At 73.8% G+C, this 22163-nt stretch carries 25 protein-coding genes; 16 read left to right on the forward strand and 9 right to left on the reverse strand.

Annotated elements, in window-relative coordinates:
- The first annotated feature begins 8 nt into the window (after nt 1-8).
- The 4 genes from ACI78Q_RS02810 to ACI78Q_RS02825 all read left to right on the forward strand — a co-directional run bounded on the left by ACI78Q_RS02810 (nt 9) and on the right by ACI78Q_RS02825 (nt 4065).
- Nucleotides 9-863 carry a HipA family kinase gene (locus ACI78Q_RS02810; RefSeq protein ID WP_456921798.1) on the forward strand — a complete coding sequence of 285 codons (855 nt, stop codon included), beginning with the start codon at nt 9-11 and terminating at the stop codon, nt 861-863.
- A complete protein-coding gene (locus ACI78Q_RS02815) occupies nt 860-1252 on the forward strand; it encodes a DUF3037 domain-containing protein (RefSeq protein ID WP_456921799.1) in 393 nt (130 codons plus the stop codon). Before ACI78Q_RS02810 ends, ACI78Q_RS02815 begins: the two co-directional genes overlap by 4 nt.
- 130 nt (nt 1253-1382) lie before the next feature.
- Nucleotides 1383-3596, forward strand: coding sequence for a PhoX family protein (locus ACI78Q_RS02820; RefSeq protein WP_456921800.1), 2214 nt, complete (start codon nt 1383-1385; stop codon nt 3594-3596).
- Nucleotides 3597-3690: 94 nt separating this feature from the next.
- Nucleotides 3691-4065 carry a VOC family protein gene (locus ACI78Q_RS02825; protein WP_456921801.1) on the forward strand — a complete coding sequence of 125 codons (375 nt, stop codon included), beginning with the start codon at nt 3691-3693 and terminating at the stop codon, nt 4063-4065.
- A 3-nt stretch (nt 4066-4068) separates the two neighbouring features.
- On the opposite strand, the gene ACI78Q_RS02830 is transcribed toward ACI78Q_RS02825, so the two are convergent.
- The 6 genes from ACI78Q_RS02830 to ACI78Q_RS02855 form a co-directional block, all read right to left on the reverse strand.
- Nucleotides 4069-4371, reverse strand: a complete 303-nt coding sequence (locus tag ACI78Q_RS02830) for a 4a-hydroxytetrahydrobiopterin dehydratase (RefSeq protein ID WP_456921802.1) — start codon at nt 4369-4371, stop codon at nt 4069-4071.
- A 76-nt stretch (nt 4372-4447) separates the two neighbouring features.
- Nucleotides 4448-5158 (reverse strand): phosphoadenylyl-sulfate reductase, encoded by a 711-nt coding sequence (locus tag ACI78Q_RS02835; RefSeq protein WP_456921803.1) that lies wholly within the window; start codon nt 5156-5158, stop codon nt 4448-4450.
- Nucleotides 5155-5325: a hypothetical protein gene (locus tag ACI78Q_RS02840; protein ID WP_456921804.1), complete on the reverse strand. Its 171-nt coding sequence runs from the start codon at nt 5323-5325 to the stop codon at nt 5155-5157. Before ACI78Q_RS02840 ends, ACI78Q_RS02835 begins: the two co-directional genes overlap by 4 nt.
- A 1-nt stretch (nt 5326) precedes the next feature.
- Nucleotides 5327-7015, reverse strand: a complete 1689-nt coding sequence (locus ACI78Q_RS02845) for a nitrite/sulfite reductase (protein ID WP_456921805.1) — start codon at nt 7013-7015, stop codon at nt 5327-5329.
- A gap of 233 nt (nt 7016-7248) precedes the next feature.
- Nucleotides 7249-7800: an adenylyl-sulfate kinase gene (gene cysC / locus ACI78Q_RS02850; protein WP_456921806.1), complete on the reverse strand. Its 552-nt coding sequence runs from the start codon at nt 7798-7800 to the stop codon at nt 7249-7251.
- A 49-nt stretch (nt 7801-7849) separates the two neighbouring features.
- Nucleotides 7850-8323, reverse strand: coding sequence for an RrF2 family transcriptional regulator (locus tag ACI78Q_RS02855; protein ID WP_456921807.1), 474 nt, complete (start codon nt 8321-8323; stop codon nt 7850-7852).
- An 85-nt stretch (nt 8324-8408) separates the two neighbouring features.
- Here ACI78Q_RS02855 and ACI78Q_RS02860 point away from each other — a divergent pair, with 85 nt between their 5' ends.
- A complete protein-coding gene (locus ACI78Q_RS02860) occupies nt 8409-9170 on the forward strand; it encodes a (deoxy)nucleoside triphosphate pyrophosphohydrolase (RefSeq protein WP_456921808.1) in 762 nt (253 codons plus the stop codon).
- Nucleotides 9171-9238: 68 nt separating this feature from the next.
- Here the strand turns inward: ACI78Q_RS02860 and ACI78Q_RS02865 are convergent, their stop codons facing one another.
- Nucleotides 9239-9409 carry a CsbD family protein gene (locus ACI78Q_RS02865; RefSeq protein ID WP_456921809.1) on the reverse strand — a complete coding sequence of 57 codons (171 nt, stop codon included), beginning with the start codon at nt 9407-9409 and terminating at the stop codon, nt 9239-9241.
- A gap of 354 nt (nt 9410-9763) precedes the next feature.
- Here ACI78Q_RS02865 and ACI78Q_RS02870 point away from each other — a divergent pair, with 354 nt between their 5' ends.
- The 7 genes from ACI78Q_RS02870 (at nt 9764) to ACI78Q_RS02900 (ending at nt 16928) form a co-directional block, all read left to right on the forward strand.
- A complete protein-coding gene (locus ACI78Q_RS02870) occupies nt 9764-11404 on the forward strand; it encodes a peptide ABC transporter substrate-binding protein (RefSeq protein ID WP_456921810.1) in 1641 nt (546 codons plus the stop codon).
- Between the two features lie 148 nt (nt 11405-11552).
- Complete coding sequence (locus ACI78Q_RS02875; protein ID WP_456921811.1) at nt 11553-12476, forward strand: ABC transporter permease; 924 nt, start codon at nt 11553-11555, stop codon at nt 12474-12476.
- Entirely contained in the window at nt 12469-13419 is a 951-nt protein-coding gene (locus ACI78Q_RS02880) for an ABC transporter permease (protein WP_456921812.1), read from the forward strand. The genes ACI78Q_RS02875 and ACI78Q_RS02880 overlap by 8 nt, the downstream gene beginning before the upstream one ends.
- Nucleotides 13416-14468 carry an ABC transporter ATP-binding protein gene (locus ACI78Q_RS02885; RefSeq protein WP_456921813.1) on the forward strand — a complete coding sequence of 351 codons (1053 nt, stop codon included), beginning with the start codon at nt 13416-13418 and terminating at the stop codon, nt 14466-14468. Before ACI78Q_RS02880 ends, ACI78Q_RS02885 begins: the two co-directional genes overlap by 4 nt.
- A complete protein-coding gene (locus tag ACI78Q_RS02890) occupies nt 14461-15513 on the forward strand; it encodes an ABC transporter ATP-binding protein (protein WP_456921814.1) in 1053 nt (350 codons plus the stop codon). Before ACI78Q_RS02885 ends, ACI78Q_RS02890 begins: the two co-directional genes overlap by 8 nt.
- A gap of 102 nt (nt 15514-15615) precedes the next feature.
- On the forward strand, nt 15616-16512 hold the full coding sequence (gene mshB, locus ACI78Q_RS02895) for an N-acetyl-1-D-myo-inositol-2-amino-2-deoxy-alpha-D-glucopyranoside deacetylase (RefSeq protein ID WP_456921815.1): 897 nt from the start codon (nt 15616-15618) through the stop codon (nt 16510-16512).
- The gene (locus ACI78Q_RS02900; protein WP_456921816.1) at nt 16509-16928 is read left to right on the forward strand and encodes a hypothetical protein; all 420 of its coding nucleotides are present in this window, start codon (nt 16509-16511) and stop codon (nt 16926-16928) included. The genes mshB and ACI78Q_RS02900 overlap by 4 nt, the downstream gene beginning before the upstream one ends.
- On the opposite strand, the gene ACI78Q_RS02905 is transcribed toward ACI78Q_RS02900, so the two are convergent.
- Entirely contained in the window at nt 16885-17637 is a 753-nt protein-coding gene (locus ACI78Q_RS02905; RefSeq protein ID WP_456921817.1) for a GNAT family N-acetyltransferase, read from the reverse strand. The genes ACI78Q_RS02900 and ACI78Q_RS02905 overlap by 44 nt on opposite strands.
- Nucleotides 17638-17796: 159 nt before the next feature.
- On the opposite strand from ACI78Q_RS02905, the gene fdxA reads away from it, so the two are divergent.
- From fdxA to ACI78Q_RS02920, 3 genes are read left to right on the forward strand one after another with little or no spacing between them, the layout of a single operon-like run.
- Nucleotides 17797-18123: a ferredoxin gene (fdxA, locus tag ACI78Q_RS02910; RefSeq protein WP_091325867.1), complete on the forward strand. Its 327-nt coding sequence runs from the start codon at nt 17797-17799 to the stop codon at nt 18121-18123.
- Nucleotides 18124-18170: 47 nt separating this feature from the next.
- Nucleotides 18171-19256, forward strand: coding sequence for a succinyldiaminopimelate transaminase (gene dapC, locus ACI78Q_RS02915; RefSeq protein ID WP_456921823.1), 1086 nt, complete (start codon nt 18171-18173; stop codon nt 19254-19256).
- Between the two features lie 10 nt (nt 19257-19266).
- A complete protein-coding gene (locus ACI78Q_RS02920) occupies nt 19267-20163 on the forward strand; it encodes an aminoglycoside phosphotransferase family protein (protein ID WP_456921818.1) in 897 nt (298 codons plus the stop codon).
- A gap of 16 nt (nt 20164-20179) precedes the next feature.
- On the opposite strand, the gene ACI78Q_RS02925 is transcribed toward ACI78Q_RS02920, so the two are convergent.
- Entirely contained in the window at nt 20180-20674 is a 495-nt protein-coding gene (locus ACI78Q_RS02925; protein WP_456921819.1) for a hypothetical protein, read from the reverse strand.
- 266 nt (nt 20675-20940) lie between these two features.
- Between ACI78Q_RS02925 and ACI78Q_RS02930 the strand changes: the two genes are divergently transcribed.
- Nucleotides 20941-22074, forward strand: a complete 1134-nt coding sequence (locus tag ACI78Q_RS02930; RefSeq protein WP_456921820.1) for an alpha/beta fold hydrolase — start codon at nt 20941-20943, stop codon at nt 22072-22074.
- The last annotated feature ends 89 nt before the right edge of the window (nt 22075-22163 follow it).

A 22163-nucleotide genomic window follows, 5' to 3' on the forward strand; every position in this document is an offset into this window, starting at 1 on the left:
CGGCCACTGTGCTGCCCGCCGTCACCGCCACCCGCTACGTCACCCCGCTGCGCGAGGGTGGCTCGCTGCCGGGGCTCATGGAGGCCGACGACCTCGGCACCTACGTGGTCAAGTGGCGGGCCGCCGGGCAGGGCGTGAAGGTCCTCGTCGCCGAGGTCGTGTGCGGCGAGCTGGCCCGGGCGCTGTCGCTGCCGGTGCCCGCGCTGGTCACCGTCGACGTCGCACCCGAGCTGGCCGTCGGCGAGCCGGACCCCGAGGTGCAGGAGCTGCTGCAGCGCTCCGCCGGGCGCAACCTGGGGCTGGACTACCTGCCCGGCGCCCTGGACTTCGAGGCCGGGGTCGCGTCGGTGGAGCCGGAGCCGGCCGGCCGGGTGCTGTGGTTCGACGCCCTCATCGGCAACGTGGACCGGTCCTGGCGCAACCCGAACATGCTGTTCTGGCACGGCCGGCTGCAGCTGATCGACCACGGCGCGGCGCTGACCTTCCACCACCACTGGCCCGGTGCCGCCGCCGCGGTCGCCCGGCCCTACGACGCCGGCCAGCACGCGCTGGTCGACTGCTCGCCCGACGTGCGGGCCGCCGACGCCGCCCTCGGGCCGCGGGTGACCGCCGAGCTGCTCGCCGGCGTGCTGGCCCAGGTGCCCGACGAGTGGCTCGAGGGCCCCTCGCCCGACGAGGCGCCGGACGCGGTCCGCGCCCGCTACGCCGACCAGCTGCTGTCCCGGCTGGCCGCGCGCGACGCCTGGCTGCCGCCGCTGCTGGCCACCGCGGCCGCCGGTGGCACCCGCCGCCGCCGGACGGTGGGGGAGAACCGCCCGTCGTGGTTGGGGCCGCCACCGCCCGAGGGGATCACCCAGCGATGAGCCGGGACACCTTCGAGTACGCCGTCCTGCGGGTGGTGCCGCGGGTGGAGCGGGGGGAGTCGCTGAACGCCGGCGTCCTCGTCTACTGCCGGCAGCGGGACTACCTCGGCTCGCGGGTGCACCTCGACGTCGAGCGGCTGCACGCGCTGGACCCGACCGCGGACGCCGACGCGATCCGCCGCGCCCTGCAGGTGGCCGCCGACGTGTGCGCGGCCGACCCGGTGGTGGGCGCCGCCGGCCGGGAGGCCCTGGGGGCGCGGTTCCGCTGGCTGACCGCGCCGCGCAGCACGGTGGTCCAGGCCGGGCCGGTGCACACCGGCCTCACCGCGGACCCTGACGCCGAGGCCGACCGGCTGCTGCGGCTGCTGGTGCTGCCCGTGGAGGGCTGACCCCGTACCGGACCGACGTGAACGGCGGGTGTCCTGCTCCTTCACGGAGTGCTCGCCCGGAGGCCACCGTGCGGACGTCCCGGCTCCATACCGTCCGGGGGTCGCCGCCCACAAGAGCCCGAGGACCCCGATGCCGGACACGTCCGACGCCCGCCGCCGTCTCTTCCTGCCGCTGCTGGACTCCGTCCGTCACGGCAGCCGCAGTCACGCCACCTGCCACTACAAGTGCGGCAACGCCTGTGACGTGGCGGTGCCCAACCAGACCGACAACCCGACGTTCGAGTCCGTCGTCCGGACCGCCATCAGCCGCCGGGACCTGCTCAAGGTGGCCGGGACGGGTGCCCTGGTCGTGGCGGCGGCCCCGCTGTTCCCCGAGCCGGCGGCGGCCGCGCCCGGCCGGCAGGGGACCCGGGGTGGCGGTGCCCTGACCTTCGAGCCGGTGCAGCAGAACCTCGAGGACGAGCTCGTCGTCCCGGCCGGCTACGGCTACGCCGTGGTCATGCGCTGGGGCGACCCGGTCGAGAAGGGCGCGCCTGACTTCGACGTCGACGCCCAGACGCCCGAGGCCCAGGCCCGGCAGTTCGGCTACAACTGCGACTACATCGGCTTCCTGCCGCTGGACGGCGACGACGGGAACCGGTTCCTGCTGGTCGTCAACCACGAGTACACCAACGAGCAGCTGATGTTCACCGGGGTCGCCAGTGAGTCCGCGCCGACCGACGAGGTGCAGAAGCGCATCGCGATGATGGCGCACGGGATCTCCGTGGTGGAGGTCGAGCGGCACGGGCGGACCGGCGAGTTCCGGCCGGTCCGCAACGGGGACCGCAACCGGCGGATCACCGCGGTGACCCCGATGGAGCTCACCGGGCCCGCCGCCGGGTCGGAGTACCTGAGGACCTCGGCGGACCCCACCGGGCGGCGCGTCCTCGGCACGCTCAACAACTGCGCCGGGGGCATGACGCCGTGGGGCACGACGCTGCACGGCGAGGAGAACTTCAACCAGTACTTCGGCGCGGTCACCGCGGTGACCGAGAGCGCCGCCGAGCCGCGCCTGCGCCGCTACGGCATCACCCCCGACAAGCCCGCCGGCCGCCGCTGGGACCTCGTCGACCCCCGCTTCGACGTCAGCCGGGAGCCCAACGAGCCGAACCGCTTCGGCTGGGTGGTGGAGGTCGACCCCTACGACCCGGACTCCACGCCGAGGAAGCGCACCGCACTCGGCCGGTTCAAGCACGAGGGCGCCAACGTGCAGATCGCCGAGGACGGCCGCGTGGTCGCCTACTCCGGCGACGACGAGCGGTTCGACTACATCTACAAGTTCGTCTCGAGGAAGCGGTACCGCGCCGGTGACAGCCGGGCCGCCCGCGCCCACAACCTGACGCTGCTCGAGGACGGCGATCTCTACGTCGCCCGCTTCACCGGCGACTCCGGGGCGATCGACGGGAGCGGGAGCCTCCCGCCCGACGGCGGGTTCGACGGCACCGGCCGGTGGATCCCGCTGGTCCGGGACGGGCGGTCGATGGTCCCCGGCAAGGACGTCGCCTGGGTGCTCACCTTCACCCGGCTCGCCGCCGACCGGCTCGGCAAGGCACTGGACGCCAACGGCGACCTCGTCACCCCGGAGACCGTGGTCGACCCCGCCCAGGTGCCGACGAAGATGGACCGGCCCGAGGACGTCCAGGTCAACCCGGTCAACGGGCTGGTCTACGTGGCCCTGACCAACAACTCCAACCGCACGACGGCCGACGAGGCCAACCCGGTCGCGCGGTCGTTCGCCTTCGACGCCGCGAAGGGGACGTACGACGAGCAGCCGGGCAACCGCAACGGCCACGTCATCGAGTGGCAGGAGACGAACGGGATCGCGGGCGACACCTTCGCGTGGCGCGTCTTCCTCGTCGCCGGTGACCCCAGGAAGCCGGGGACGTACTTCGCCGGCTTCGACCCGTCCCGGGTCAGCGCGATCTCCTGCCCGGACAACCTGGAGTTCGACCCCGCCGGCAACCTGTGGATCTCCACCGACGGCACCGTGCTGTCGAGGGTGAACCAGGCCGACGGCACCGTCGGCGGCACCAACGACGGGCTCTTCGCCGTGCCGACCGCCGGGCAGGAGCGCGGGCACCTCAAGGCGTTCCTGACCGTGCCCGTCGGTGCCGAGTGCAGTGGCCCGCTGATCAGCCGGGACGCCAAGTCGGTGTTCGTGTCGGTCCAGCACCCCGGCGAGATCACCGGGTCGACGCTGGACACCCCGGCGAGCACGTGGCCGGACCGGTCGACGCGGCGGCCGTTCCCGCGGCCCAGCGTGGCCGTCGTCTACCGGCAGGACGGCGGCCGGGTCGGCAGCTGAGCCGGCCGGGCTGCGCCGAGCGCGGCGCGGGGACCACTCCCGACCAGTGGTCCCCGCGCCGTCTCTCGTCGGTCGGCGCGTGTAGAGCTGCCCCATGGAGATCGCCGCCGTGGCCGTGAGCGCCACCGACCTGTCCCGGGCCGTCGCCTTCTACCAGCTCCTGGGCTTCGCGTTCCCGCCGCTGGAGCCGGGCTCGCTGCACGTGGAGGCCGAGGCGGGTGTCCGACTGATGATCGACGCCGCCTCGCTGGTGGAGGAGCTGCACGGCGAGCCGCCGCGGCCGGGGAACGTCTCCGGGTTCGCGCTGCTGTACGGCTCCCCGGGTGAGGTGGACGACGTGGCCGCCCGGGTCGCCGACGCCGGCCACCGGGTGGTCACGCCGCCGTGGGACGCGCCGTGGGGCCAGCGCTACGCGACGGTGGCCGACCCCGACGGGTACTCGGTGGACCTGTTCTGCCCGCTGCCGTGAGGTTCAGCCGGGGAACAGCGCGTCGACCCGCCGGGCCAGCTCGACGTCGAGCTCGGTGACCCCGCGCGCGGAGTGGGTGACCAGCGTCAGGTGCAGGGTGCGCCAGCGCAGGTCGACGTCGGGGTGGTGGTCCATCTCCTCGGCGACGAAGCCGATGCGCACGAGCGCGGCGACGGCGTCCGGGAACCCCCGCAGCTCGACGCTGCGGCGCAGCCCGTCGCCGTCCCCCGACCACAGCGGCAGTCCGGAGAGGGCGGCGGCGAGCTCGTCGGGGGACAGGCGCGGCGGTGGTGGCACGGCGCCCATCCTGCCGTGCTGGAACGGCCCTCGTCCCAGGGGTCCGCGGCCCGCGGAGCGTGGCGTGGGGTGGGACGAGGTCCCTCTACAGGTGTAGGCCGCACTCGGTCTTGCCGCGGCCGGCCCAGCGGCCGGCACGCGGGTCCTCGCCCGGGGCCACCGGGCGGGTGCACGGTGCGCAGCCGATCGAGGCGTACCCGAGCTCCTGCAGGGGGTTGACCGGCACCTGGTGCTCGGCGATGTAGGCGTCGACGTCGTCCTGGGTCCAGGCGGCGAGCGGGTTGACCTTCACCATGCCGCGCTTGGCGTCCCAGTCGACGACCCTGGTGCCCGCACGGGTGGCCGCCTCGTCGCGGCGGACGCCCGAGCCCCACGCCGTGTAGCCGGCCAGCGCCTGCGCCAGCGGCTGCACCTTGCGCAGCGAGCAGCACAGGTCGGGGTCGCGCTGGTGCAGCTCGGGGCCGTACGCGGCGTCCTGCTCGGCGACCGTCTGCGGCGGCTGCACGTTCACCAGGGTGATCGGCAGGACGCCGCTGATCCAGTCACGCGTGCCGATGGTCTCGGCGAAGTGGTACCCGGTGTCGAGGAACACCACGTGCACGCCCGGGACCGCTCGGCTCGCCAGGTGGGCCAGGAGTCCGTCGGCCATGGACGACGTGATCGCGAAGTCGTCGCCGAAGGTCTCGCCGGCCCAGCGCAGCACGGCGAGGGCCTGCTCGACGGGGTCGGCGATGCCCTCGAACCGGGCGTCGGCCTCCGCGGCGAGCTCGGGGGTGGCGGCGATCGCGGTCGTCATGGGTGGCGCACTCCAGTCCCGGTCAGCCGGACGGTGAAGGTCCGCAGGCACGCGGCGCAGTGCCACGAGCCGTCGTCCCCGTGCGGGGTCAGCTCCTCGTCCCCGCAGTACGGGCAGAAGAACACCGGCAGCTGCCGGGTCCTTCCCCCTGTCGGCTCCTCCTCCATGTCAGAGCAGCCAGGCTTCCTCGGCGCGCGCGACGTAGGCCGCGAAGCGCTCGCCCGGCTCGCGCCGCTCGAGGTAGCCGCGCAGCACCCGCTCGCAGTAGTCGGCGGTCTCGGCCTTGGTCACCTTGTGACCGCGGAACTTGCGGCCGAAGGCGGCCTCGGTGCCGAGGTGGCCGCCCAGGTGCACCTGGAAGCCCTCGACCATCTCGCCGGAGTCGTCGCGCACCATCGAGCCCTTGAAGCCGATGTCGGCGGTCTGGAAGCGGGCGCAGCTGTTCGGGCAGCCGTTGACGTTGATGCCGATCGGCTCGTCGAAGTCCGGCAGCCGCTTCTCCAGCTCCGCGTAGAGGTCCTGCGCGTGCTGCTTGGTCTCGACGATCGCGAGCTTGCAGAACTCCAGGCCGGTGCAGGCCATGGTGCCGCGGCGGAAGGCGCTCGGGCGCACCAGCAGGTCGTGCTCGGCCAGCGCGGAGACCAGGTCCTCGACCCGCTCGTCGGGGACGTCGAGGATGACCATCTTCTGCTGGGTGGTCGTCCGGGTCCGGCCCTGCCCGTACTCGTCGGCGAGGTCGGCGATCCGGGTCAGCAGGGTGCCGGTGATCCGGCCCGTGCGCAGGGCGAACCCGACGGCGTTGGCGCCGTCCTTCTGCCGGGCGACGCCGACGTGGTCGCGCTGCTCGTGCTTCGGCGGCGCGGCCGCCGGGCCGTCGGGCAGCGGCTGGTGGAGGTACTCCTCCTCGAGCACCTGCCGGAACTTCTCCGGGCCCCAGTCGGCCATCAGGAACTTGACGCGGGCGCGGTTGCGCTGCCGGCGGTAGCCGTAGTCGCGGAAGATCGAGGTGCAGGCCGCCCACACGTCGGTCACCTGGTCGGGGCGGACGAAGACGCCGACCCGCTGGGCGAACATCGGGTTGGTCGACAGCCCGCCGCCGACCCACAGGTCGAAGCCGGCCTCGCCGGCCTCGTTGCGCACGCCGACGAAGGAGACGTCGTCGATCTCCGGCTCGGTGCAGTGGTCGACGCACCCGGACATGGACGTCTTCCACTTGCGCGGCAGGTTGCTGAACTCGGGGCTGCCGACGTACTTGGCCACCGTCTGCGCCATCACGTCGCTGGCGTCGAGGACCTCGTCCTCGAGGACGCCGGCCAGCGGGCAGTTGAGCATGCCGCGCGGGGTGTCGCCGCAGGCCTCGGTCGTGGTGAGGCCGACCGCCTCGAGCCGCCGCCAGATCTCCGGCACGTCCTCGATGCGGATCCAGTGGTACTGGATGTTCTGCCGGTCGGTGACGTCGGCGACGTCGCGGCCGAACTCGGTGCTGATGCCGCCGATGGTCCGCAGCTGCGCGCTGGTCAGCGACCCGCCGTCGGTGCGCACCCGCATCATGAAGTAGGAGTCCTCGAGCTCCTCGGGCTCGAGGACGGCGGTCTTGCCGCCGGGGATGCCCTGGGCCCGCTGGGTGTAGAGGCCCATCCAGCGCATCCGGCCGCGCAGGTCGCCGGCGTCGATGCCGTCGAAGCCGGTCGCCGCGTAGATGTCGAGGATCCGCTGGCGGACGGTGAGGCCGTCGGCGTCCCGCTTCATCCGCTCGTTCGGGTTCAGCGGCTCCCGGTAGCCGAGCGCCCACTGGCCCTGGGCACGCTGGGGCCGGTTGCTGGTGCGGGCGGGGCCCGTTCCGGGGGAGGCAGTCACGAGGGCACTTCCTTCTGCGCCGTCCCGTCCGGCGCCGGGACCGGGGCGGGGAGGGCGCTGGCAGATCGGAGGGCGCAGCGGATGCTGCGCAGGGAACCGGGTGTCAGCGCGCGGGGCGACAGACCGCGCTGCTCACCAGCGCCAGATCGATGTGACGGCGCGCGACGAGGAGCAGTCCGCGATCGGTCACGCCGCCCATGGTCCCACATCCAGGAGGAGTGGCGGGGTGTGACTCAGGATACTGTCGCGGGCTCGCCGTCCATCGCCGCGCGGATGCGGGCGACGGACTCCTCCAGCGGGGTGACCGACGTGTCGATGACCAGCTCCGCCCGGGCGGGGGGCTCGTAGGGGTCGTCGATGCCGGTGAAGCCGGGGATCTGCCCGGCCCGCGCCCGTGCGTAGAGGCCCTTCACGTCGCGCCCCTCGCAGACCTCCAGCGGCGTGGACAGGTGCACCAGCACGAAGCGGCCCTGCTGCTCGACCAGCGCCCGGGCCTCCTCGCGGGCCTTCTCGTACGGCGCGATCGCGGCGACGACGACGGTGCCGCCGTGCTTGACCACCTCGCCGGCGACGAACCCGATGCGCCGGATGTTGAGGTCGCGGTCCTCGCGGGAGAAGGAGAGCTCGCTGGACAGGTGGGTGCGCACGACGTCGCCGTCCAGGACGGTCACCGGCCGCCCCTCGGCCTCGAGCGACGCGACGAGCGCGTCGGCGATCGTGGACTTCCCCGCGCCGGACAGCCCGGTCAGGAAGACGGTGACGCCCCGGCGGTGCGCAGCTGACATGCCGCCAGTCTCCCGCAGGCCCCGGTGGGGACGGCGACCCGGCCGGGAGCTACTCGCCGGGCGGCTCGCTGAAGGAGCGCCACGCCTCCTCCAGGGCGGTGAGCTCGGCGACCGGTCCGGGCAGCTTCCCCGCGACGACGTCGGCGAGGGTGACCTCCTCCAGCACCCGGCGGTAGGCCTCGCGGGCGGCCACCCAGACCGAGGCCAGGCACTGGGCGGCACCGGGGTACTCGACGTCCTCCGGGCGCTGGCCGTGGACCTCGGCGAGGAAACCCTGCTCCACCCGCATGACCCGCGCGACCGACACCTCCTCGGGGGGCAGTGCCAGCCGGTAGCCGCCCTCCCGGCCGCGCTGGCTGGTGACCAGCCGGGCGTGCTGGAGGTCGCCGAGGATGGACTGCAGGAAGCGGGACGGGATGTTCTGGGCCGTCGCGATGCGGTCGCAGGTGAGGGCGTCGGGGGCAGCCGCGGCCAGCTCGACGGCGGCTCGGACGGCGTAATCGACCCGGGCGGTGATGCGCACAGTGTTCCCTTCTGCCGAGTTCTGCAGGGTTCCCTACTGCCGAGTCCTGCAGGGCCATCCTGCCGTGGTCTGGGAAGGTGGGCCGGTGTCACAGCTGCGTTTCACCACTGTGGTGGAGGCGCCGCTGACCGTGGCGTTCGACGTCGCCCGCTCCCTGGGCCGCCCCTGGCCGGTGCCGCTGGAGGAGGTCGTCTCCGTCCGCCCGGTCCGCGACGTGTACGCCGTCGGCCGCGGCCCGGGCTGGCGGTGGCTCACCCACTCGCGGCGGTTCTCGGCCACCGGCGCCGGCACACTGGTCGACGAGCAGGTCGACTGGGCCACCTCGCTGCCGGGTCCGCTCGGCCGTCTCCTCGACCGCGTCCTGCGCCGGCGGGTGCTGCGCGCGATGCAGGCGCACATCGACGCCTACGCCGCCGCGGCCGCCCGGCGGGCCCTCGACGTGGTCCAGGTGGTGGGCGCCGCGCTGGTCGACGGCGACCGCGTGCTCGTGGCGCAGCGCTCGGGCGGTCCGTACGACGGGTGCTGGGAGTTCCCCGGCGGCAAGGTGGAGCCGGGGGAGGACGACCTGGCGGCGCTCGTGCGCGAGATCCGCGAGGAGCTCGGCGCGGTCGTCGTCCCTCAGGCGTTCCTCGGTGAGGTGGTGCTCGACGGTGTCGTCGCCGGTGGCCTGCCCGGCGCCTCGACGCTGCGGGTGTGGTGGGCCCGGATCGCCGACGGCGGCGAGCTGACCGCACACGAGCACGCCGAGCTGCGCTGGCTCACGGCCGACGAGCTGGAGGCCCTGGAGTGGATCCCGGCCGACCGGCCCCTGCTGCCCGCCGTCCGGGCGTTGCTCGCCCGCCTCTGACCGCCCCACGACGCGACGCGGACGCCGGCCCGGGGTCCGGGGCGGCGTCCGCGCGGTGTGCTGAGGGGTTACTTGAAGACGTCCTTGACCTTCTCGCCGGCCTGCTTGAGGTTGCCGGAGGCCTGGTCGGCCCGACCCTCGGCCTTCAGGTCGGGGTCGTTGGTGGCGTCGCCGACGGCTTCCTTGCCCCTGCCGGACAGCTCCTCGGCCTTGTTCTTCATCTTGTCCACGCCGCTCATACCGGACTCCTCTCGTCGGTCCCGGAAGCCCGTACCCGCACCGGGCGGGATCCACACCCGCGCAGGGGGACGGCGGAAGTCCTGCGGCACAGCGGGACCGGCGCCGGAACTCCTGCGGAGGCACGGGGCTGACGTCGACTGCAAGCGTGATTCCGCCCTGTGAGATCCTGAGCCGAGGTCACAAGTAGGTGTCGGTCGTGGACGCTCTTCGCGGGGCCCGCCTAGGGTCGCCCGACGTACCGGCCACACTCCGGTACCTGTCCGCGCGTCCCCCAGCTGCCCCGCTGATCGCGTCGGCGACCTGGGAGAACCAGTCCATTCCCCCCGCACCGCGGGACGAGGGAGGCATTGCACGTGAAGTTGAGCAAGCGCTCTGCTGCGCTCATCGCGACCGGCCTGTCCGGCGCGATGCTGCTGTCCGCCTGCGGCGGCGGCGGCGACGACGAAGGCAGCTCGGGCTCGAGCGCCGACGGCGGCAGCTTCAGCATCTACATCGGTGAGCCGGAGAACCCGCTGATGCCGGGGAACACCAACGAGACCGAGGGCGGCCAGGTCCTCGACTCGCTGTTCACCGGTCTGGTGCAGTACGACCCCGAGACGAACGAGGCCGCCTTCACCGGTGTCGCCGAGTCCATCGAGTCCGACGACCAGACCACCTGGACCGTCAAGCTCAACGACGGCTGGACCTTCCACGACGGCTCGCCGGTCAACGCGCAGTCCTTCGTCGACGCGTGGAACTACACCGCGTACAGCCCGAACGCGCAGGGCAACTCGTACTTCTTCGCCAACATCGTGGGCTACGACGAGCTGCAGGCCCCCGAGACCGGCGGCGACCCCGCGGCCACCGAGATGAGCGGCCTGCGCGTCGTCGACGACCTGACCTTCGAGGTCCAGCTCGCCGCGCCGTACGCCCAGTGGCCGACCACCGTCGGCTACACCGCCTTCTTCCCGCTGCCCCCGTCGTTCTTCGACGACCCCGAGGCCTTCGGCGAGCAGCCGGTCGGCAACGGCCCGTTCCAGGCCGAGGAGCCCTTCGTCCCCGGCCAGGGCATCACCCTGACCCGCTACGACGACTTCGCCGGCGACGAGCCGGCCAAGGCCGAGTCCGTCGAGTACCGGGTCTACGTCGAGCAGGACACCGCCTACACCGACCTGCAGGGCGGCTCGCTCGACATCATGGACACCCTCCCGCCGGACGCCATCGCGTCGGCCGAGTCGGAGTTCGGGGACCGCTACATCGAGACCGCGCAGGGTGACATCACCTCGCTGGGCTTCCCGACCTACGACCAGCGCTTCGCCGACCCGAACGTGCGCAAGGCCTTCTCGATGGCGATCGACCGTCAGGCGATCAGCGACGCCATCTTCAACGGCACCCGCACCCCGGCGACGTCCTTCATCAGCCCGGTCGTCCCCGGCTACCGCGAGGGCGCCTGCGAGGCCTGTGAGCTCAACGTCGACGAGGCCAACAGCCTGCTCGACGCCGCCGGCTTCGACCGCACCCAGCCGGTGGACCTCTGGTTCAACGCCGGTGCCGGCCACGACGCCTGGATGGAGGCCGTCGGCAACCAGCTGCGCGAGAACCTGGGCGTCGAGTACCAGCTGCGCGGCGACCTGCCCCAGGCGGAGTTCCTGCCGCTGAAGGACGAGCAGGGGATGACCGGCCCGTTCCGCGACGCGTGGATCATGGACTACCCGGTCGCCGAGAACTTCCTCGGCCCGCTGTACTCCTCCGCCGCGCTGCCGCCGGCCGGCTCGAACTACACCTTCTACAGCAACCCGCAGTTCGACCAGCTGCTGCAGCAGGGCAACGCGGCCGCGTCGGACGACGAGGCCGTGGCCGCCTACCAGGCGGCGGAGGACGTCCTCATCGCCGACCTCCCCTCGGCCCCGCTGTTCTACCGGCTGAACCAGGGTGCGCACTCGGAGAACGTCGACAACGTGGTCATCGACGCCTTCGGCCGCATCGACGCCGCCGCCGTCGAGGTCGTCTCCTGACGACCCCCTAGCAGGACCCGCACCACCCGCCGGGGGCGCCGTCCGATCCTGGACGGTCGCCCCCGGCGGCGCGCGTGCCCCGTGTACCGGGCACGATGGAACCGGCGCCGGACGCACCTGTGTCCGGCGCACACACCCGAGGGGGAACATGGGCCGCTACGTCGCGCGCCGACTGTTGCTCACCATCCCGGTCCTGATCGGGGCCTCGTTCCTGATCTTCGCGATGGTCTACGCCCTCCCGGGCGACCCGATCCGGGCCCTCGGTGGGGACCGCCCGCTGGCTCCGGCCGTCGTCGCCCAGCTGCGGGACGAGTACAACCTGGACGACCCCCTGGTCATCCAGTACGCCAAGTACGTCGGTGACCTGCTGCAGGGCGACTTCGGCACCGACTTCCGCGGCCGCGAGGTGCTCGACACGATCGAGCAGCGGCTGCCGGTCACCATCCAGCTGGCCATCGTCGCGATCCTGTTCGAGGCCGTCATCGGCATCATCGCCGGCGTGCTCGCCGGCATCCGGCGCAACGGGTTCCTGGACAACGTCGTGCTGGTCTCCAGCACGATCGTCGTGTCCGTCCCGATCCTCGTGCTCGCCTTCGTCGCCCAGTTCACCTTCGGTCTGCAACTGGGCTGGTTCCCGATCTCCGGCATCGGGGAGGGCTGGTACAGCTTCCTGCTGCCGGGCCTGGTGCTCGCCGCCGGCTCGCTGGCCTACGTGGCCCGGCTGACCCGGACGAGCGTCGCGGAGAACATGCGCGCCGACTACGTGCGGACGGCGAAGGCCAAGGGTCTGCCCCGGCGGACGGTGATCGTCCGGCACACCCTGCGCAACAGCCTGATCCCGGTCGTGACCTTCATCGGCGCCGACATCGGCACGCTGATGGGCGGGGCGATCGTCACCGAGTCGGTGTTCAACCTGCCCGGGATCGGCCGCGCCATCTTCGACGCCGTCCGCGCCCAGGAGGGTGCCGTCGTCGTCGGCATCGTCACGCTGATGGTGTTCTTCTTCATCTTCTTCAACCTGGTCGTCGACGTGCTCTACGCCGTCCTCGACCCGAGGATCCGCTATGACTGACCAGCAGCAGGCCGACCTGCGCCACGACGAGGTGGAGGCCGGCACCACCACCGGCCTGGCCAGCCCGTCGATCGACGCCACCGACGCCCGGCAGAACAGTCTGTGGAGCGACGCCTGGAAGGACCTCAAGCGCAATCCGCTGTTCTGGATCGGCGCCCTGCTGATGCTGCTCTTCCTGGCGATGGCCCTGCTGCCGCAGGTGTTCGCGCGCGGGGCGGACCCGCGGGCGTGCAACCTGTCCAACAGCCAGCAGAAGCCGTCGGCCGACCACTGGTTCGGCTTCGACCAGCAAGGCTGTGACTACCTGGCCAACGTCGTCTACGGCGCCCGCAACTCGCTGATCATCGGCGTGCTCGCGGTCGTCGTCGTGCTGGTGCTGGGCGTCGTCGTCGGGGCGATCTCGGGGTTCTACGGCGGCCTCACCGACAGCCTGCTGTCCCGGATCACCGACATCTTCTACGCGCTGCCACTGGTGCTCGGCGCCCTCGTCGTCCTCCGGACCGGCGTCCTGGGCCGGGGAGTGACCGCCGTGGCCATCGCGCTGGCGCTGTTCGGGTGGATGACGGCGATGCGGCTGGTGCGCTCGCAGGTGATCGCCGTGAAGAGCTCGGACTACGTCGCGGCGGCCCGCGCGATGGGGGCGTCCAACGGGCGCATCCTGGTGCGGCACATCCTGCCCAACGCGATCGCGCCGGTGCTGGTCTACACGACGATCACCATCGGCGTGCTCATCGCCGCGGAGGCGACGCTGACCTTCCTGGGGGTCGGCCTGCAGCGTCCGGCCATCTCCTGGGGGCTGCAGATCGAGGCCGGTCAGTCGCTGCTGCGGACCGCGCCGCACCTGGTGCTGTTCCCCAGCATCGTCCTGACCCTGACCGTGATGGCGTTCATCATGATGGGCGACGCCCTGCGCGACGCCCTCGACCCGAGGCAGCGCGCATGACCCGACCCGACCTCTCCCCGCCCACCGCCGCGGCACCGGGCACCGGCGACACCGTCCTCGAGGTCGACGACCTGCACGTCGAGTTCCGCACGCGCTCCGGCGTGGTCAACGCGGTCAACGGCGTCAGCTACCGCCTCGCGGAGGGGGAGACCCTCGCGATCCTCGGTGAGTCCGGCTCCGGCAAGTCGGTGTCCGCCCAGGCGATCATGGGCATCCTCGACAGCCCGCCCGCGGTGATCACCGGTGGCGGCATCTGGTTCGAGGGCCGCGACCTGCTCCAGCAGTCGGAGGAGGAGCAGCGCAAGGTCCGCGGCCCGGGGATCTCGATGATCTTCCAGGACGCGCTGTCGTCACTGAACCCCGTGTACAGCGTCGGGTACCAGATCGGCGAGATGTTCCGCGCCCACCGCGGGATGTCCAAGAAGGACGCGAAGAAGCGCGCGGTCGAGCTGATGGACCGCGTGCGCATCCCGGCGGCGGCCTCGCGGGTCGATGACTACCCGCACCAGTTCTCCGGCGGCATGCGCCAGCGCGTGATGATCGCGATGGCGATCGCGCTGGACCCCAAGGTGCTCATCGCCGACGAGCCGACCACCGCCCTCGACGTCACCGTCCAGGCCCAGGTCATGGACCTGCTCAAGGACCTGCAGCGCGACACCGGGATGGGCCTGATCCTCATCACCCACGACCTCGGTGTGGTCAACGAGGTCGCCGACAACGTCGCGGTCATGTACGCCGGGCGGATCGTCGAGCGGGGCACCGTGGACGACGTCTTCTCCAACCCGGCGCACCCCTACACCGACGGCCTGATGAGCTCGGTGCCGCAGGTGGAGGCCAAGGGCGGCCGGCTGCTGCCGATCGCCGGCCAGCCGCCGAACCTCGCCGCCATCCCCAGCGGCTGCCCGTTCCACCCGCGCTGCTCCCGGCGCCGGCTGGGCGCCGCCGCGGCGCCGGGCCGGGAGTGCGCCACCGACGTGCCACCGCTGCGCCTGGTCGTCCCGGGCCGCGAGGCGGCGTGCCACTACAGCGAGGAGGTCCTCGGTGTCTGAGTCCACGGCGGCCAACGGCTCCCGGCGCGGTGCCCTCGGCGAGACGCTGCTGGAGGTCCGCGACCTGCAGAAGCACTTCCCGCTGACGCAGGGCATCGTCTTCAAGCGGACCATAGGCCACGTCCGCGCCGTCGACGGCGTGAACCTGACCATGCGCCGCGGGGAGACCGTGGGCCTGGTCGGCGAGTCCGGTTGCGGCAAGTCGACGGTGTCCAAGCTGCTGGTCGCCCTCGAGCGGCCCACCGCGGGCTCGATCCTCTACAAGGGCCGGGACGTCGCGAAGATGGGCGGCCGGGCGCTCAAGGAGTACCGCCGCGAGGTCCAGATCATCTTCCAGGACCCGTACGCGTCGCTGAACCCGCGCATGACCGTCGGTGACATCGTCGCCGAGGGCTGGGCCGTGCACGCCGACGTCGCCCCGAAGCGGGGCCGGCTCCAGCGCACCCAGGAGCTGCTGGACCGCGTCGGCCTCAACCCCGACTACGTCAACCGCTACCCGCACCAGTTCTCCGGCGGCCAGCGGCAGCGCATCGGCATCGCCCGGGCCCTGGCCCTGCGGCCGGAGATCATCGTCTGCGACGAGCCGGTATCGGCCCTCGACGTCTCCGTGCAGGCCCAGGTGGTCAACCTGCTCGAGGACCTGCAGGACGAGTTCGGCCTGTCCTACCTGTTCATCGCCCACGACCTGTCGGTGGTGCGCCACATCTCCGACCGGGTCGCGGTCATGTACCTCGGCAGCATCGTCGAGGAGGGCACCGACGAGCAGGTCTACACCGCGCCGTCGCACCCCTACACCCAGGCGCTGCTGTCCTCGGTGCCGCTGCACGAGCCGCACCTGCGCGGCCAGAAGGACCGGATCCTGCTGCAGGGCGACGTCCCCAGCCCCGCGGACCCGCCCTCGGGCTGCCGGTTCCGCACCCGCTGCTGGAAGGCCCAGGACATCTGCGCGCAGGAGGCCCCGGCGCTGGTCGACCGCGGCCAGGGCCACCCGTCGGCCTGCCACTTCGCCGAGGCCCGAGAGGTCGTCCCCGTCGACGTCGAGTAGGCCTCCGCGGCGTTCCGTGCGCCCCTGCGGCGCTGCACCACCGCAGGGGCGCACGGAACACCGCGAGAGGCGGGACGGCGGGACCGGGGAGAATGCCCTCCCGTGACCGCAGACCGCCGCATGCTCCTGGTGCACGCCCACCCCGACGACGAGACGATCAACAACGGCGCCACCATGGCCCGCTACGCCGCGGAGGGTGTCGACGTCACCCTGCTCACCTGCACGCTGGGTGAGGAGGGCGAGGTGCTCGTGCCGGAGCTGGAGCTGCTGGCCGCCGACCACGCCGACCAGCTGGGCGGCTACCGCATCGGTGAGCTGGGTGCGGCCATGGACGCCCTCGGGGTCACCGACTGGCGCTTCCTGGGCGGGCCGGGGCGCTACCGCGACTCCGGGATGATCGGCACCGCGGCCAACGACAAGCCCCGGGCCTTCTGGAACGCCGACCTCGACGAGGCGGTCGCGCACGCGGTCGCCGTCGTCCGCGAGGTCCGGCCGCAGGTCCTCGTCACCTACGACGAGAACGGCGGGTACGGCCACCCCGACCACATCCAGGCCCACCGGGTCGCCATGGGTGCGGTGGAGCGCGCCGCCGACCCCGCCTACCGTCCCGACCTCGGCGAGGCCTGGGACGTCGCCAAGGTCTACTGGTGCTGCATGCCGCGGTCGGTGCTGCGCGAGGGCATCGAGGCGATGCGGGCGCTGGGCGAGGCGTCCCCGTTCGACTCGCTCGGAGAGCTCGACGAGATCCCCTTCGCCGTCGACGACGACGTGGTCACCGCCGCGGTCGACGGCCGGTCGCACGCCGGCCGCAAGGACGCCGCGATGCGCGCGCACGCCACGCAGATCACCGTCGACGGCCCGTTCTTCGCGCTGTCGAACAACCTGGGCCAGGAGGTGCTGGGCGTCGAGTACTACCGCCTGGTGCGCGGGGAGCGCGGGCCGGCCGGGGAGGCACCCCACGGGTGGGAGGATGACCTGTTCGCCGGTCTGCCCGGATGAGCCGCAGCCCCTGGGCGCGTGCCGGGGCGGGGGTGCTGGTGGTCGCAGCGGCGGCGGAGCTCGCCCTGGTCGAGGTCTTCTGGCTGCCGCTGCGGGTGTTCGGCGTCCTCCTGCCGGTGTCGGTCGTGGCGGCGGTGGCCGGCAACCTGCTGCTGGTACCGCTGGCCCACCGGCTCACCGGGTCGCGGCTCGTCGCGGCACTGCCGGCCCTGGTGTGGCTGACCGTCGCGGTGGCGGGCAGCGTCCGCCGTCCCGAGGGCGACCTGCTGGTCACCGGTGGCGGGGCGGCCGGCCTGGTGAACCTGGCGTTCCTGCTCTGCGGCGTGGTCGCCGCCGCGTTCGCCGTCGGCCGGGTGATGGCGGCGCCGTCGCTCAGGCCGCGGCGGAGCGGTAGTGGTACCGGTGGTGCTCGATGAAGCCCGCCCGGCGGTAGAGGGCACGGGCGGGGGCGTTGGACGACGTGACCTGCAGGTAGACCCAGCGGGCGCCGCGGTCGGCGGCCCACCGCTGCAGCGCCGCCATGACCGCGGTGGCCAGACCCCGCCGGCGGTGCTGCTCGGCGACGGTCACCGCGGAGACGCCCAGCCAGCCGTCGGTGACCACCCCGCGCGCGACGGCGGCCAGCGGGGCCGGTGAGGGGGCCAGCCGCACGGACGCGAACACGACGTCCTCGGCGTTGGTCAGCACCGCGCCGGCGGTGGGGGGCAGCGGCCGGCCGCGGTGCCGGTAGCCGGCCAGCCAGGCGTCGTCCGGGGTGGGGGAGAGGTCGACCGGTACCCCGGCGTCCGCGGGGGCCGCCAGGGGCGCGGTGAGCACCAGGACGTCCTCGTCGCGCTCCCACCCGGCCGCGGCGAGGGCGGCGTCGACGGCCCGGGCCTGACGGCCGGGCAGCTGGGCGCAGGGGCGCAGTCCGCGCTCGCGGTACCAGCCGGCGACGGCGTCGACGGCGTCCGGCAGGGGCAGGCCCGGGTCGCCCGCGACGAGCACCGAGTTGGCCCGGCCGGTGAAGCCGCCGCCGGCCCGCAGCAGCCAGTCGCCCAGCGCCGCCTCCTCCGTGCCGCGCCAGCCGCGGGCGGCGACGCATTCGAGGCCGACGACGTCCAGGGGTGAGCGGCTCTGTCCCATGCGGCGATCCTGCGGGCCGCGACCCGGTCTCCTCCTCCCGGGTCCCCCGACGGCCACCCGTCGCGCCCGCGGCGGGCACGACGCGCCATACTGAGCAGCGATACAACGGCCTGGCCCGTGAGCCAGAGCCCTGCTGCGCATCCCCGGGAGGGATCCACCGTGACCTACGTCATCACCCAGGCCTGCGTCGACGTCCTCGACAAGGCGTGCATCGACGAGTGCCCGGTGGACTGCATCTACGAGGGCGACCGCATGCTCTACATCCACCCCGACGAGTGCGTGGACTGCGGGGCGTGCGAGCCGGTCTGCCCGGTGGAGGCCATCTACTACGAGGACGACGTCCCGGACAAGTGGAAGGACTTCTACAACGCCAACGTGGAGTTCTTCTCCGACCTGGGCAGCCCGGGTGGTGCCGCCAAGACCGGCAAGATCGGCAGGGACCACCCGCTGGTGGCTGCCCTGCCGCCGCAGGCGGAAGGGCACTGACGGCCCTGCCCCCAGGGGGCGTCGCCCCCGGGACGGCGGCCGGCCAGCTGCCCGACTTCCCCTGGGACTCCCTCGTCGCGGCGCGGGCGAAGGCCGCCCGGCACGCCGGCGGCGTCGTCGACCTGTCCATCGGGACCCCGGTCGACGACACCCCTGAGGTGCTGGCCACCGCGCTCGCCGGCGCCGGCAACGCGCCCGGCTACCCGACCGCTCTGGGTACCGCCGAGGTGCGGACGGCGGCGGCCGAGTGGCTGCGGCGACGGCTCGGCGTCCACCTGGCCGACCCGCTGGGCGCCGACCCCTCGGTGATCCCCACGATCGGCTCCAAGGAGCTGGTCGCGCTGCTGCCCACGATGCTGGGCCTGCGCGGCGGCGGCACGGTGCTGGTGCCCGAGGTCGCCTACCCCACGTACGAGGTCGGCGCGGTCCTGGCCGGGCTGGCGGTGCGGCGCACCGACACCCCACCGGCCGACGCGACCGGCGTCGTCCTGGCCTGGCTGAACTCACCGGGCAACCCGCACGGGCGGGTCCTGACCGACGACCAGCTGCGGGCGTGGGTGGAGTGGGGCCGGACGCACGGCATCCCCGTCGTCGCCGACGAGTGCTACGTGACCCTCGGCTGGGACGTCGAGCCGCGCTCGATCCTGCACCCGGAGGTGGCCGGCCCCGACCACACCGGCCTGCTCGCCGTGCACTCGCTGTCCAAGCAGTCGACGGCCGCCGGCTACCGCGCCGGGCTGCTGTCGGGCGACCCGGCGCTGGTCCGCACCGTGTGGGAGGTGCGCCGCCACCTGGGCCTGCTGGTGCCCACGCCGGTGCAGGTCGCCATGGCCGCCGGCCTCGCCGACGACACCCACGTCGACGCCCAGCACGAGCGCTACCGGGCCCGCCGCGAGCAGCTGGCCGGCGCGGTCCGCCGCGCCGGGGCGCGCATCGACCACTCCGAGGCCGGGCTGTACCTGTGGGTCACCCGCGACGAGGACTGCTGGACGACGATCGACTGGCTGGCCGGCCTCGGCATCGTCGCCGCCCCGGGCTCGTTCTACGGCCCGGCCGGTGCGCGGCACGTCCGCATGGCGCTGACCGCCACCGACGAGCGGATCGCCACCGCCGTCGAGCGTCTGGCGGGCTGAGCCCCGCGGCATGCCGCCGGTCGCCGTCCCCGCGGCCCTGGTCGCGGCGATGCGCCACCTCCACGGCGACGCGGGGCGGGCCTGGTGCGCCGCCCTGCCCGCGGCGGTCGAGCGGGCCGCGACCCGCTGGGGTCTCGAGGTCGGGCCGCCGTACCCGGCCTCGTACCACTGGGTGGCGCCGGCGGTGCGCGCCGACGGAGCCGCCGTCGTCCTCAAGCTGGGGCTGACCGGGGGGCTCGCTCAGGAGGCGGCGACGCTGGCTGCCTGGCGCGGGCAGGGTGCGGTCGACCTGCTCGCGGCCGCGACCGACGACGGCGGCACGACGGCGCTGCTGCTGCGCGCCGCGCGACCGGGCACCGACCTGTGCACGCTGCCCGACGAGCAGGCGTTCCCGGTGCTGGCCGCGGTGGCCCGGCGGCTGCACGGGTCCGGCGCCGCGCGGCCGGACGGCGTCCCCGACAGCCGCCGCCGCGTCGCCCTCCTCCGCGCCGGCTCGCCGCTGCTGCCGGCCGCACTCACCGCCCGTGCGGCCGCGACGCTGGAACGGCTGCTCGACAGCGCCGCGGCCCCGGTCCTCTGCCACGGCGACCTGCACGCGGCCAACGTGCTCCGCGACGCCGGCGGCTGGGTGGCCATCGACCCGCACGGCGTGTGGGGTGAGCCCGCGCTCGACGCCGGCACGGCGCTGCTGAACCCGCCGCGGGCCTGGGCCACCGTCCCCGGGCTCCGGGAGCTGCTGGACCGCCGCGTGGCGCTGCTCGCCGACGGCCTCGGGGTGCCGGCGGCCCGGGCGCGGGCCTGGGGGTTCGTCAGCGCCGCGGTCGGGGCGGTGTGGACGGCGCAGGACCACGGCCGGCGCGACGACGACGTCCTCGCGCTGGCCGACGTGCTGGGAGGTCAGGCCTGACGAGGCCGTGCACTGATCAGTCGCAGGGCAGGGAGTCGACGTCGAGGGCGGCGGTGAGCTCGACGGCCATGGCCTCGTGCTTCTGGTAGGCCTCCGGGAAGCCGCTGCGCTGCACGATCTGCGCGGCGTCGGTCAGCCGGCGACTGTCCCACCCGGGCACCTGGACCAGCCCGTCGTAGAACTTGCCGGCGGCGTAGACCGGGTCCTGCACCTGCGCCGGCGTGCCCCACCCCTGGGACGGTCGCTGCTGGAACAGGCCGAGCGAGTCACGGTCGCCGTAGTCGAGGTTGCGCAGCCCCGACTCCTGCATGGCGGTGGCCAGCGCGATGACGACGGCGCGCTGGGGCAGGCCGCGGTCGCGGCCGACCTGGGCGATCGTCCGGGCGTTGGCCACCTGCTCCTCGGTGAGCCGCGTCCCGGTCGCCGGCAGGCTGCACTCCGCCGTGGCGATCGGGGTGCCCTCGTCCCGGGCGTTCACCGTGAGCACCACGAGGACCACGACGGCGACCACCGCGGCGAGCCACGCCCAGGACGCGGCCGCCTGCCGCCGTCCCTGGCGGGTGGTCGAGGGGCGGCGCGTAGGGCGCCGTCGCGGCGTGGGACGGCCGCGGCCCGGACGCCGGGCCGCGGCCGTCCGGCGGACCGGGCGGGTTCTGGTCGCACTCCGTCCGCTGGGCATCGCGACCGACTGTAGGTGGGATCCCGGTGCGGACGGCGCTGCCCCGATGAGGTGTCGGTCGCTAGCGTGAGCGCGCCGCCCACCTGCGAGGAGACCCGATGAGCGACGTCCTGCTGCCCGGCATCACCGCGACGCGCGTGGACACGCCGCGCCTGACGCAGAACGTGCTGCACCCCGAGGGGCTCGATCCCGCCGGGCCCGGCGAGGCGGTGCTGTTCGTGCACGGCAACGTCAGCTCGTCGCTGTTCTGGCAGCAACCGCTGCTGGCCCTCGCCGAGACCGGGCGGGTGCGGCCGCTCGCGGTGGACCTGCGCGGCTACGGCGACACCGACCCCGCGCCGATCGACGCCCGGCGCGGCGTCCGGGACTGGGCCGACGACGTCGCCGCCCTGGTGGAGACCCTCGGTCTCGAGCGGGTGCACCTGGTCGGCTGGAGCATGGGAGCCGGGGTGGTGCTGCAGTACCTGCTCGACCACCCGGTGCGGGTCGCCTCCGTCGTCCTCGTCGCGCCGGTCTCCCCGTACGGCTTCGGCGGCACGGCCGGCGCGGAGGGGCGGCGGCTGTCCGACGACGGCGCCGGGGCGGGTGCGGGCGCGGCGAACCCGGCCTTCGTCGCGGCGCTGGCCGCGGGCGACACGTCGGCCGAGGAGCCGACCAGCCCGCGGTCGATCCTGCGCTCGTTCTACGTGGCCCCCGGCTCGCTCCCGCTGGACCCCCAGCTCGAGGACGTCTTCGTCGCGGCGATGCTGAGCACGCGCACCGGCGAGGACCACTACCCGGGCGACGGCGCGACGTCCGCCACCTGGCCGGGCGTGGCCCCGGGGGCGCGGGGGGTGCTCAACACGATGGCGCCGACGGTGTTCGACCTGAGCGGGGTCGTCGACGTGCGCCGGAAGCCGCCGGTCCTGTGGATCCGGGGCGATGCCGACGCCATCGTCTCCGACGCCTCGATGTTCGACCTCGCGCAGCTCGGGGCCCTGGGCGCGGTGCCGGGCTGGCCGGGACACGAGGTCTGCCCGCCGCAGCCGATGGTCACCCAGACCCGCGCCGTCCTGGACCGGTACGCGGCCAGCGGTGGCGCCTACCGCGAGGTCGTGCTGCCCGGCGTCGGGCACTCGCCGCACGTCGAGCGGCCGCAGGAGTTCGTGGTCGCGCTGCTCGAGCACCTGGACCACCCGGCCGCGGCGCCGTCCAACACCCCGGAGACGCCGGGGCCCGGCGACCTGAGCTGAGCCGCGGGGGGGGGGGGGGGGGCCCCCCCGCCCCGCCCCCCACCCCCCCACCCCCCCCCCCCCCCCCCCCCCCCCCGCCCCCCCCCCGG

It is taken from the genome of Geodermatophilus sp. SYSU D00705 (assembly GCF_054050135.1).

Bases quoted from the DNA above. Each gene is read 5' to 3' on its own strand.
- cysC (WP_456921806.1), bottom strand. From the start codon at position 7,800: ATGTCAGCTGCGCACCGCCGGGGCGTCACCGTCTTCCTGACCGGGCTG.
- ACI78Q_RS02885 (WP_456921813.1), top strand. From the start codon at position 13,416: ATGACCCGACCCGACCTCTCCCCGCCCACCGCCGCGGCACCGGGCACC.
- ACI78Q_RS02820 (WP_456921800.1), top strand. From the start codon at position 1,383: ATGCCGGACACGTCCGACGCCCGCCGCCGTCTCTTCCTGCCGCTGCTG.
- ACI78Q_RS02830 (WP_456921802.1), bottom strand. From the start codon at position 4,371: ATGGGCGCCGTGCCACCACCGCCGCGCCTGTCCCCCGACGAGCTCGCC.
- ACI78Q_RS02815 (WP_456921799.1), top strand. From the start codon at position 860: ATGAGCCGGGACACCTTCGAGTACGCCGTCCTGCGGGTGGTGCCGCGG.
- ACI78Q_RS02930 (WP_456921820.1), top strand. From the start codon at position 20,941: ATGAGCGACGTCCTGCTGCCCGGCATCACCGCGACGCGCGTGGACACG.
- ACI78Q_RS02825 (WP_456921801.1), top strand. From the start codon at position 3,691: ATGGAGATCGCCGCCGTGGCCGTGAGCGCCACCGACCTGTCCCGGGCC.
- ACI78Q_RS02840 (WP_456921804.1), bottom strand. From the start codon at position 5,325: ATGGAGGAGGAGCCGACAGGGGGAAGGACCCGGCAGCTGCCGGTGTTC.
- ACI78Q_RS02900 (WP_456921816.1), top strand. From the start codon at position 16,509: ATGAGCCGCAGCCCCTGGGCGCGTGCCGGGGCGGGGGTGCTGGTGGTC.
- ACI78Q_RS02875 (WP_456921811.1), top strand. From the start codon at position 11,553: ATGGGCCGCTACGTCGCGCGCCGACTGTTGCTCACCATCCCGGTCCTG.
- ACI78Q_RS02905 (WP_456921817.1), bottom strand. From the start codon at position 17,637: ATGGGACAGAGCCGCTCACCCCTGGACGTCGTCGGCCTCGAATGCGTC.
- ACI78Q_RS02880 (WP_456921812.1), top strand. From the start codon at position 12,469: ATGACTGACCAGCAGCAGGCCGACCTGCGCCACGACGAGGTGGAGGCC.
- ACI78Q_RS02920 (WP_456921818.1), top strand. From the start codon at position 19,267: ATGCCGCCGGTCGCCGTCCCCGCGGCCCTGGTCGCGGCGATGCGCCAC.
- ACI78Q_RS02835 (WP_456921803.1), bottom strand. From the start codon at position 5,158: ATGACGACCGCGATCGCCGCCACCCCCGAGCTCGCCGCGGAGGCCGAC.
- ACI78Q_RS02865 (WP_456921809.1), bottom strand. From the start codon at position 9,409: ATGAGCGGCGTGGACAAGATGAAGAACAAGGCCGAGGAGCTGTCCGGC.